The sequence below is a fragment of the Brevibacillus sp. YAE8 genome (assembly GCF_057543335.1).
This window is the reverse complement of sequence record NZ_BAAIYG010000023.1, coordinates 71,405-82,783: the sequence shown is the minus strand read 5'-3', so window position 1 is coordinate 82,783 and position 11,379 is coordinate 71,405. Positions and strand designations below refer to the sequence as shown.

At 46.4% G+C, this 11,379-nt stretch carries 6 protein-coding genes and 2 CRISPR repeat arrays; of the genes, 1 reads left to right on the top strand and 5 read right to left on the bottom strand.

The genetic code is table 11. The annotated features are described in order from the left end of the window. Positions 1-400: 400 nt before the first annotated feature. Positions 401-881: direct repeats of the CRISPR family, unit length 37 nt; unit sequence GTTACATTGAGGACCCGAGGAACGAGGGGACTGAAAC. 1,379 nt (positions 882-2,260) lie between these two features. Then, a CRISPR array of direct repeats spans positions 2,261-2,962; the repeat unit is 37 nt; unit sequence GTTACATTGAGGACCCGAGGAACGAGGGGACTGAAAC. Positions 2,963-3,343: 381 nt separating this feature from the next. From AC27IT_RS21220 to AC27IT_RS21205, 4 genes are all read right to left on the bottom strand, one after another. Next, the gene (locus AC27IT_RS21220; protein ID WP_235694662.1) at positions 3,344-3,883 is read right to left on the bottom strand and encodes a hypothetical protein; all 540 of its coding nucleotides are present in this window, start codon (positions 3,881-3,883) and stop codon (positions 3,344-3,346) included. A gap of 22 nt (positions 3,884-3,905) precedes the next feature. After that, on the bottom strand, positions 3,906-5,561 hold the full coding sequence (locus AC27IT_RS21215) for a stalk domain-containing protein (RefSeq protein WP_035986771.1): 1,656 nt from the start codon (positions 5,559-5,561) through the stop codon (positions 3,906-3,908). Between the two features lie 444 nt (positions 5,562-6,005). Then, positions 6,006-6,188 (bottom strand): aspartyl-phosphate phosphatase Spo0E family protein, encoded by a 183-nt coding sequence (locus tag AC27IT_RS21210; RefSeq protein WP_025845198.1) that lies wholly within the window; start codon positions 6,186-6,188, stop codon positions 6,006-6,008. A 300-nt stretch (positions 6,189-6,488) separates the two neighbouring features. Then, complete coding sequence (locus AC27IT_RS21205; protein WP_025845197.1) at positions 6,489-7,736, bottom strand: helix-turn-helix domain-containing protein; 1,248 nt, start codon at positions 7,734-7,736, stop codon at positions 6,489-6,491. A 1,438-nt stretch (positions 7,737-9,174) separates the two neighbouring features. On the opposite strand from AC27IT_RS21205, the gene AC27IT_RS21200 reads away from it, so the two are divergent. Beyond that, complete coding sequence (locus AC27IT_RS21200; RefSeq protein WP_005830902.1) at positions 9,175-9,666, top strand: GNAT family N-acetyltransferase; 492 nt, start codon at positions 9,175-9,177, stop codon at positions 9,664-9,666. Between the two features lie 449 nt (positions 9,667-10,115). Here the strand turns inward: AC27IT_RS21200 and AC27IT_RS21195 are convergent, their stop codons facing one another. Then, positions 10,116-11,246 (bottom strand): NAD(P)/FAD-dependent oxidoreductase, encoded by a 1,131-nt coding sequence (locus AC27IT_RS21195; RefSeq protein ID WP_122953240.1) that lies wholly within the window; start codon positions 11,244-11,246, stop codon positions 10,116-10,118. Positions 11,247-11,379: the final 133 nt, after the last annotated feature.

Here is an 11,379-nt window from a genome sequence, read left to right as displayed (position 1 = left end):
CGTGGGCTTCCTGGATCAATTGTTGTTTGAACTCGATTGAATAGCGTCTCCGTTGCATAAAAATATCCCCCTCTGTTCTTCTGATATCAGCTTAACAAGATAAGGGGGTATGACTCAAATCCAATTTTGGGGCTTAAAAGCTTTCGGGAAGAAGGGAGGGTGGGGCTTATAAAAGGGGAGGAAATGATTTATTATGGTCGTAAGGGTACATGATTATACGCCTGAAAGTGAATGCTAATGGCAGGGCACAGTCGGTTGCAAGTGGAGAAACAGTGACTTTCGAGGATCGGGCCTGTTTTTGGACAGAAAGGGAATGCTCGAAAATAGTCAAGGATATTGAGAGCTTTGACTGCGAGTGAAGCCTTGGGATTACTGGGTTTGTTCATGCCGGGCGAGGTCGGTTACATTGAGGACCCGAGGAACGAGGGGACTGAAACTCCGCCAGCCGCCGCGTCCGGGCACGTAGTCGATTCCGGTTACATTGAGGACCCGAGGAACGAGGGGACTGAAACTCCACAACAAAGGAGGCTGTCTCTGATACGCCTGTGAGTTACATTGAGGACCCGAGGAACGAGGGGACTGAAACCGTCTTCGTCACAGTGTCGTAGATGTCTACGAGTCTAGTTACATTGAGGACCCGAGGAACGAGGGGACTGAAACTGGTGAACGGATCGCAAGAGGAAAAGACGGCAAGACGGTTACATTGAGGACCCGAGGAACGAGGGGACTGAAACTGGTAGCATGATCGCTGATAAAGTCCGAGCAGTTACCGTTACATTGAGGACCCGAGGAACGAGGGGACTGAAACTTTAAAAATTTACGTAACCGCAAATCAACTTGCCAAGTTACATTGAGGACCCGAGGGACGAGGGGACTGAAACGTCTCCACTACGTCCTGCTCGCGTCCGGTTGCGACCTGGTTACATTGAGGACCCGAAAATAAGGAAACTGAAATACCAGAACCAAAATCCTCCTGGTTCCATCAGACAGAGTTGTGTTTAGGACATGAGTGGAACGGTGCAAAACTTGTATTCACCCCCTACTTTTAATAAACGAACAGTTCAGTAAAATGGCTAGGATCGTCCGTCTACTGCGCGGGGCTATGCAGCATCTTAGAATCTCAGCTCAATTTGTGCAATTCATGCTCGTAAACCTGCAAGGCCAGTAAATGGAGCTAGTTTGCATACTTTTCCATAGCTCCACTCTTGCAAAACAAAAGACACATTGGCCAACTGAAGTAGCCCGTCCAACTGATAATTTTCCGTCAGCCGATTTCGATAAAGTTTAAGCCGGCTGACGGCTTTTCAGTTTTCTTCTGCATTTGCACGAAATAATCTATAGGGGCTGAGCGAAAAACGCTCTGAATGGCTATCCTTCTCGTTTTCAATTACGAGCGTATAAACAGGAATGGATTCCTTGCGCGTCCCAGTTGCAAACAGTCGTTCTCCCATAGCAAAGAGAATATCCACATTTTTCGATCATCCAGAATTTAGGGACGATTTGCTGAATGCAATCCTGCCGCCCAATTTCAGCACATCGGATCAAATACGGGGTGACTCTCGGATGGGAGACTCTTTCTTTTGGGAAGCATTCTTCGGGATATCGTTCAAATAGTCAGCCAGGGGGTTGTTCAAATGCAGTAGCCAAGGCATCCAGATGTCTTATGTCAGCGGGCGGTTACTCCCCAAAATATCGCTGTGATTGGTCCCGACAGCGCATTGAGTTTGCTTAGGGTATAGCCGTATTGTTTTTGGATTTTTTTCTATCTCTGAGAGGAAGGAACGTTGCAACGGTTCTTGCAGCCTTATAGATAATACCTTCTGATTGTAAAAATTGATTTGTTTGGACGAGTTTCTCTCTTGGTGAATACTGGGATATTCAAAATTCACTTAGAATGCTGAGTCAAGGGAATATTGGGCGATGGATGGGAATGGCTGTTGAAGGGGAAGAGGGGAGGTTGCGGTGTGCCTCCTTAATTAACAAAAGATATTCTGTAGTGATTTCGTTAGGAAACGAGGGAGCAATCTTACAAAAATGAGGCAAATGATTTATTATAGTCGTGAGAGCACATGATTATACTCTTGAAAGTGAATACTAATGGTAGGATACAGCCGGAAAGCAAGTGGAGAAAAAGTGTTTTCGAGGATGAAGCCTGTTTTTGGACAAAAAGATAATCCTCGAAAAAAGAGAGGAATGTTGAAGGCTTTGACTACAAGCAAAGCCCTGGCATGACTGGGTTTGTTCACGCCGACCAAGGTCGGTTACATTGAGGACCCGAGGAACGAGGGGACTGAAACATGATCTTCTTAACGGCTTTGTCCGAAATCGCATCCGGTTACATTGAGGACCCGAGGAACGAGGGGACTGAAACAGGCCATTGTCCACCGTTCGGCAGGGATGCTCTCCAGGTTACATTGAGGACCCGAGGAACGAGGGGACTGAAACCGCCAAAAATCGCCAGTTGGCTGATCGGCAGCACCGTAGTTACATTGAGGACCCGAGGAACGAGGGGACTGAAACACGTATTGTGCCACGGGTGAATTTTCCCGTCCGCCTGTTACATTGAGGACCCGAGGAACGAGGGGACTGAAACGTAAACATCTCCATTGCAGAGGTCTATTTTCGCTGGGTTACATTGAGGACCCGAGGAACGAGGGGACTGAAACCTTGGAAGTGAGGTATCCAGGCTAATGGACGTATTGATAGTTACATTGAGGACCCGAGGAACGAGGGGACTGAAACTTTGTCGCGAAGAATCTCTATCATGTATCTCTTGCGCGTTACATTGAGGACCCGAGGAACGAGGGGACTGAAACGAGATTTCCTCCGGGTATTCTCCTTTTGCCAGGTGGCGTTACATTGAGGACCCGAGGAACGAGGGGACTGAAACGTGTAGGGTATACCGTCCAACTCCCACGCACGGGCGTTACATTGAGGACCCGAGGAACGAGGGGACTGAAACGGTTGCTGTTGATACGTCATTGTCGATAGCAGCTCATAGTTACATTGAGGACCCGAGAAAAGAGGGACTGAAACAACCGCATTCTTGATGATCGGGCCAATTTTACGTATCATTACCTTCATTTTTTAACGAAAACCTAATTTTGCAAAAGGCTCAATGATACATCCACTGCTTTTTTCTCGAACGCAGCGTCAAGAGTTCCCCAGACCTTTTCTATAAGAAAACCCCTCATAGTAGACAGAAAAAGTAAGCATGTACTCTGTCTACTATGAGGGAGCATATCATGGACGGGTGGTTATGAATTTATAGTATGTTTATCAGTCGAGAAGGAATTTTTTTGGAAACCAAGGTTTTGGTGCAGAGACTCGCATAATTCTGTATTTACTTTTTTACAATATGATGACGGAATAACTCATCTCGGGCAGGCACTTCCCGATTCGCTCGGCGATAAGCGTCAGCGATCATTTCACAATAGTGGTCAAACCACTCGCGGTTTATTTGGCAACGGGTAAGCCCCTGATAGATTGGATGATTTGTGATGTCAGGGTTTATCTTCTTTAACTCTTCCAAATAGGCATGGAGTGAGGCTACCAATTCTTTTTTAAAAGTATGATAAGGAACCGGTGCTTCATAATGGGCCACCAAATCCTCAAAAATAAAGTAATCAAGGACGAATTGCTCATCTTTCAATTCAAAATAGTAGGTGCCAACCGAATCTGGATTCTCCATCTTGATCTTGACACCCCTTGATTCCATGAGATAAAGCAGACTAAAAAACTCATCCAAGGCATCAACTGCCCGAAAGAAGGAAAACACAAACTCGTTTCCATTCCATGTGCACGTAATATCTACTTTTCCTTTAAAAAACTCAAAAAATTTCCCCTGTTCAAGCCGTTCCTGCTTCTCGATTTGAAAATGCATCTTCAAGTTAAAGCAGCCTCCTTTACAATCTTCCTTCTCGCACTTTCGATCCACTCAATGGATATGCAGTCGTTATCGTTCCTAAATTATGATTGACGACAATTCTCAATGATTTAATACCGTGCTTTTCTTGTGAAAATGTAATATCGTAGACATCATTCAAGTCGTAAGTTCCAGCATTATTTCTCATAAATTCCTGTGCGGTAGGTTTGTTCACCTTATTCAGTTGATCCATAATCAAATTCATGATGTCTCTCTCAGACATGGCGGAAGGGAAGATGGTTTTGCCTCTAGGGAGACGATTTGGGTCGCCTACGTGTAAATCCTTAATATGTTTCCAACCCCAGTTGCTATTCCCTTCAAACAAGACAGCTTTTTTGGATTCAGCCAAAGCTTCCCCGACATTGCTACCGAGATTAGCCATTCGAAGTACATGTTCCCCATCACCGCCAAATCTCGTCAAAAGGGCTGCGACAGCAGGGATTTTTAAAGCTTTACCAGTTGGAAGCAAAGAGGCGGCAGCTACTGTTTTCTCTGTTTTGCTGGCTTTGGGATCGAATAGGGTTTTCACATCGGAAAAGGCAAATTCAACCGCCATTTCACCCAAAGCGGCAAAGATAAAGCTTCCCGTTCGATTTTCCCAATCATCGAATGTAGATGTATTAATTTCTAACGTTCCTTTCCTCTGATCCCATTCTACATCCGTATCAGGCAATTTGTTTAGGAAAGAAGAAACGCGCACCACATCTTTGTGATCGAAGTTTTCCAGTTTGACGTCATATTTTTTCACCTTATGATTTTCATTAATCTCTAAGGAGCCTCTTTGAAGGTTGTATTTTACCCGTGTATCTCCTTTAGTCCCAATCAAGGTGGTTCCTTCATATTTGGTCTGATAGCCAGCCGCCCAAAGCAATTCTTGTGGCGTCGCATATAAATTATGGTCCCGAACCATTAAACTGTTAATTTTGACCTGATTTCCGTTTACCTCTGTTTGATTAATCGAGCTGTTAATAACTACCGAGTTTCCCTTTGGGTTTGAAGTGACTTTGACCGCATACAATCGACTAATTACATCATCCGAAACATAGGTCGTTCCATTTTTAATTTCAGCAGCACCGATTGTAATACTCCTTTCACTGTCACCGTCCTTCGAATATGTACCAGCGTAGGTGATTTGTCCACTGCTAATTCTGAGTTTAACGTAACTACCACCTTCCCCTTTTAAGGTGATTTTTGCAAACCCATTCCCCTGTTCATAAGAGACTCGCCCGCCAAGCTCCTCTAGCACAGCCTTGATTGCCACCATGTTCATTCCGTCTTTTTTATATCCATCCACGTTAGAATTACCAGCGGATATGTTTCTGCCGTTCACTGTAACATCTATACTATTAGAGCTTGCACTGTACGCCGTAACTCCTGCTACTTTACTTCCAGAAGCGGATGAAATGGACGGGCTATAGGATGTTGTAGACGTTGTTGAGCGGTTTGCAAAAGAAGACTGTTCGTAAGCCTGTTGTGCAGCCAGACTAATTTGAACGGAGTCACTTTTTGGTTTGGGTGTCGCAGTGGCTACTTCTTTAGGAGGAGGGGATGTTTTGGGTGGAGTAGTAACTTTTGCAGTTTGATCCGTGTTGCTTCTACTAGGTGTGTAATCGCGAATAGAGATGTTCTTTACCATTATGTTCACTCCTGGAATAACTTGTTAAAAACATATAGAATATAGGAATGAATACCATAATTGTAAATTATTTTTTGTTTACAAATTTCGACAATTCTTGTCGCAGTAAATTCGTATATAGTTGCATGTTTTACTTAATGTTCACGATATGAGCATAAGTTCCGTCTTGAGTGCGAGTAACATGAGAAGGCAACTACAAAGAGCCGTAGAGCAGCAGAACGATATCCAGAGCATCTGCTTGGGCATCGACGTTCAGACGACAAAGCGCACTTTATGGCCGCTGGAGATCGCGTGTGATTGATTGAAGGCATATTGCCTCGCAAGGCGGACGCCGCGTGTGTTCCTACCCGCCTCTACATGTAAAGCTGCTCATGTTGCCATCCGCCTGTTAAAAACCCATTTACTCAAAAAAATTTACATTCCCGAGAAATCGTGTAATCGCTATCATTTTGGATTCATACTGCTTTGAAACTGGACAATATATTCATCCAGACGCTGGCTCAGAATTACAACCTCTATATGGTCCAATCCTTTTTCCTGAACGAGTTTAACAAGTTGTCTTCGTAATTCTTCGATGATATTCAATAGGTCTTCTTCATTTTTCCTTTTTTTGTTCACTTGAATCATACATCTGTCTTTATGGAGAGATTAAAAGTGATTTGTACTAGTTTAATTGGGAAAAAGATCTGTTTAATCCAAATTTCTTTGCAATATCTTCCTTTTTGTGTGAGAGAAGGGCAATTCTACTATACAGCATTCTCCAAAAGATTCGGTTTAGAGAAAATAAGGAAATATAAAAGCCAGCACGTTTACACAAATGCTGGCTTTTATCTCAGGCTATTTCGTTTTTGAACTGCCAAGCAAAGCAAGTACTGCTTTGCGGAGTGGTTTGGACACGTCGCAGAGGACCGATACATTAACCAAAATCTAGCACAAGTCGGCAAGGTCCATGCAGCATAAAATTTCGTCGAGTGCTTTGTTCATGCGGCCGCGCTTCAATTCATATGCGATTTTAAAATACCGGAAGTTATAATGTCTTCCCTTATTAATCTGATCCTGATGTTCATAAAAGCGTTCGATTTCCGCAGAATACCGCTCTAAAACATGATCGATAGAAATGTCGAATTTGCTGGCAACTTCCATGATCGTCAAAAGTCCGGCTGGTATTTCCGCAGGGTGTTTGTCTAAAAAATCCAAATACTCGGGCAAGACTTGGGTATCTCCCATCAGTAAATCATACGTGTACATATTGGCTTTTGCCCATGTCTTGAACTTCTCTACTTCCATTCGCCCTGTATTATCAAGGAGTTCAAACCAGTCAAGGTCAGCATAGCCCTGCACATACTTTTTCGCTTCACCATACAGCCCTTGCATCTGCAAGGCAGCTCCTTTCAGCAGAAAGCCTTGACCGTAATACACAACCAGATGACGCTCGGTCTTGAGCGGCTCACACGTCTTGGCGTTTTTCCGTTTGCGCCATTCATGCTCGTAAACCTTCGAGGCCAGTAAGCGGAGCTCGTCTGCATACTTTTCCATATCGCTCCACCTTTGCAAAACAAAAGATACATTCGCCAACTGAAGCAACCCGTCCAACTGATAATTTTCCGGCAGGCGATTTCGATAAGGTTCAAATCGGATGACGGCTTTCCAGTTGTCTTCGGCATTCGCTCCTAGCGTTGCACGAAACAATCTGTACTGACTGAGCGAAAAGCGTTCTGAATGGCTATCCTTTTCATTTTCAATCACGAGCTGGTAAAAAGGAATGGATTCTTTGCTCTTCCCCGCTTCAAAGAGGCGTTCTCCTACTGAAAAGAGGATATCCACATTTTTTTGCTCATCCAGCAGTTTAGAAACGATCGGTTGAATGCAATCCTGTCGCCCAATCTCAGCACACCGGATCAAATACGGGATCACCCTCGGCCGCGAGACTCTTTCTTTGGCAAAGCACTCGTCGGGGTACAATTCATACAGCCATCCGGGAGGCTGTTCAAATGCTGTAGCCAAGGCATCCAACTGTCTTATCGTCATCGGGCGATTGCCCCGTAAAATATCGCTGAGATGCCCGTGATTGATTCCCGACAGCGCACTGAGTTTGCTTAGGGTGTAGCCGTATTGCTTTTGGATTTTTTCTATCGCTGACCGCAACGAACGTTGCAACGGTTCTTGCAGCCTCATAGAATACCTCCTAATCGAAAAAGTTTTGCGTGGGCGAATTTTGTTTCTGGTAAATATTGAGAAATCCAAATTCCACTTTAGTTTACTGTACAGTGCTGGTCAAGGGAAACTGGCATCTCGGTAACGAGAAGTTTTTTAACCAGGCTGCGAGTGGTATGGCACTGAGCTTGAGGGGAAAAGTCCCGATGGGGTCTTGTTTCTCCAAGAGCAATAGATACGCAGATGAGAGTGAGCAAGAAAGAATCTGAGGAAACAGGAAGAACCTTCGGCGCCATGCTGGGCGATGGGGATGTCTGCCGAAAGGGAAGATGAGAAGTGAGGTGCGTCTTTTTGTGGACAAAAGATATTTTGTCGTGATTTCGGCAGGAAACGAGGGAGAGGTATTATAAAAATGAGGCAAATGATTTATTATAGTCGTGAGAGCACATGATTATACCCCTGCAAGTGAATACTAATGATAGGACTCAGCCGGAAAATAAATGGAGAGAAAGTGTTTTCGAGGATGGGGCCTGTTTTTGGACAGAAAGGTAATCCTCGAAAAAAGTGCGGAATGTTGAGGACTTTGACTACAAGCAAAGCCTTGGCATTACTGAGTTTGTTCATGCCGACCAAGGTCGGTTACATTGAGGACCCGAGGTACGAGGGGACTGAAACTGCTGGAGCGTTACGCCTGGAATATCCTCGCCAGCGTTACATTGAGGACCCGAGGTACGAGGGGACTGAAACACGCTGAAAACTCAGGGTAAAAACCGATGAGGTCACGTTACATTAAGACCCCGAGAAACAAAGGGACTGAAACCGCTCTAACACAGACTGTTCTGCTTTTTTCGCTTCTGTACATTACGAACCCGAACACGAGTGAACTGCCACAACGAACCAAGTTCTTACGACAAAATGGCAACTGCCTAGAACACCCTAAACCCACAAAATAAGCCTACGAAAAAATTAAACTCATACTGAACAAACCGCAAAGCCCAACATTAAAAAATCCGCCCAACCAAAACCCCAGTTCCGAAACGAGGTGACCAAATGTTCGGATACTTCATCACGTTTGCCCTTAACTTTATAGTGGCCTACTTTATTTACGACGACCCCAGCATCCTGAAGCCTTTCGTGCACTCCGTTTTGATTCTGGCTTTGATCGTCCTCGTGGATCTATTTAAGAAAAAACAAAGAGCCACGCGCTGACTTTCAAGAAGGCAGTATGGAGCGCTAAAACAACTGGAAAGTAAGCAAAATGCCCTAATTCACACTTTTACAATTGTTGTATTTTGGGAACTATCCCGGACTGATCCAAATATAGGGAGCGAACCGTTACTATCCGTAAGACCATCCCCCATACACCCCACCCTCATTCCTACAACTACGCTATATCTATCTGTAATGACAAACGTACGTTCCTATGCTACTATAAAAATAAAAAGCAGGTGCTCCCCCAATGAACAAACCCGTCCACGTTAAATTGACGCACTATTCTCCCGCTCACTTGCCAGCGCTGCGCTCGTTTGAACTCCCCGAAGAACAGGGACAGTTTACATCATTGCCTGTCGAGACTCTCGCGGTAACAGAAGGCCAATACCCGATTGTGATTGTAAGCGAAAAGGAACCCGTAGGCTTCTTCTTGCTCCATTCCACGGAGCGGGTAAAGGAGTATTCCGCGAACCCCGACGCGATGCTGCTCACTTCCTTTTCCATTAACCATGCACAACAAGGCAAAGGCTATGCAAAGCAAGGAATGCTTCTCTTGCCGGCATTTATCCGTACCGAGTTTCCTGCCTGTACGGAAATTGTTTTGGCAGTGAACCATAAAAACATCCCTGCCCAGCGGCTGTATGTGGCAGCGGGCTTTGCAGATACCGGGCGCAGAAGAATGGGGCCGCTCGGCGAGCAATTTGTTTTCTGTTTGCCGCTGCCAAATGACCCGCAATAATCGCTAGCTACGCTATACGCTACTACAGCGCCAGCAGACAGCGGAGCGGCACACGAAAAACAAGCCGGAAACCCGCATTGGTAAAGGGCTCCCGGCTCTTTTCACACTCTGTTTGTTCCTGCAACTCGCAGTTCTCCTTCTTCGACAGCACTCATCTCAGCTCCGGCATGCTTGCTACGCATTCACACGAATACAACCGCCAGCCTGGACACTAGCCATCACACCGGAAACAATCGACCAAAAGCCAAGCCCGGCCCTAAAAGCGCAATCCATTCAGTTTTGCCTCTCTACCATACAAAATCCGCTTGTTAAGCCGAGCTACAACGACTTTCACTCGCTCTATACACGACAACCGCAACGAAAACAAACCGACAACACAACCGACAAAAAAACCGAAAACAAAAACAAGGCCCCACCCCAAAAAGGGACAAGACCTCGCTTTTCCAAACTCATTCACATTCAGCAACAATCGCGCCTGACACAGCGTAATGCTCCAACTGAATATCCATGTCCAGTCCTAGGGCAAGCTTGGCCATCTGATAACCGACGTAAGGCCCCATTGTCAGGCCGGACGCGCCGAGGCCATTGGCGACGAAAATGCCTTCCCAGCCGGGGAGCGGGCCGAGGACGGGAAGAAATCCCGGCGTGAACGGGCGAAAGCCTACCCGCGCTTCCACGAACGTGCTGTCGGCAAGCCTGGGGGCGATGTCCAGCGCTTTTGTGAACACTTCATGCAAGCCGCCTGGCGTTACGCGCGTGTCGAAGCCTGCGACGTCGTTTTCGTGCGTGGCTCCGACGACCATTTTTTGCTGATCGAAGGCGAGCAAATATTGATCGTTGGGCGGAATCACCACAGGCCAGTTGCCCGTATTCGCGTCTGGATAGTCCAGATGGACAATTTGCCCCTTTTGGAAAGTAACCTGAAACTGGACGCCCAGAGGCTGGAAAATTTCGTTCGCCCACGCTCCGGCACAGACGATGACGGAATCGGCGGTGATCGTTTCAGAGCCTGCACGCACTCCGGTTACCCGCGTTCCGTTGTGTACCAGGGTAGCTTCCTCGTATAGAAGCACAGCTCCATTTTTTTGCGCAGCCCGCAGCAAAGCATCCCGCAGAGCGCGGCCATCCACGCGAGCGGCTCCTGTGACATGCACCGCGGCGTAGTCCTCGTCGAGCGGAGGAAAAAGCGCTTTTGTCTCCTCGGAGGAAAGCATGGTGACGTCGCCCAGCTCCGGCGCATCTTCCTTGCGCGTGAGAGCCCGCTTTTCCAGCGCCTGCAGCTTGTCTGTATCCTTGTGAATGCTAAGAGCGCCGACACGGGCATACCCGGTGCTCGTCTCGCCGCTCTGCTCAAGCTCGGCGATCAGCGAGGGGTAAAAGCGCGCGCCTTCCTTCGCCAGTTTGTACCACGCCTGATTGCGCCTTTGCGACAGCCACGGGCAAATGATCCCTGCGGCTGCATCGGTGGCCTGGCCTTTATGTTTTCGGTCCACAATGATTACTTCTGCGCCTCTTTTTGATAGCTGATACGCCGTCGAAGCACCCAAAATTCCGGCACCTACAACAATGATTTTTTGCATGGTTCGCATCCTTTTTCATGAGGGGTGTACAATGGCTTCCTTATTACTATAAACTAACGGAGCAAGAAAAGGTACGTCTGCCATGGACCCAAGCTTGTGAACAGATGAAGGCGTAATTGTCGAAAAGATAATT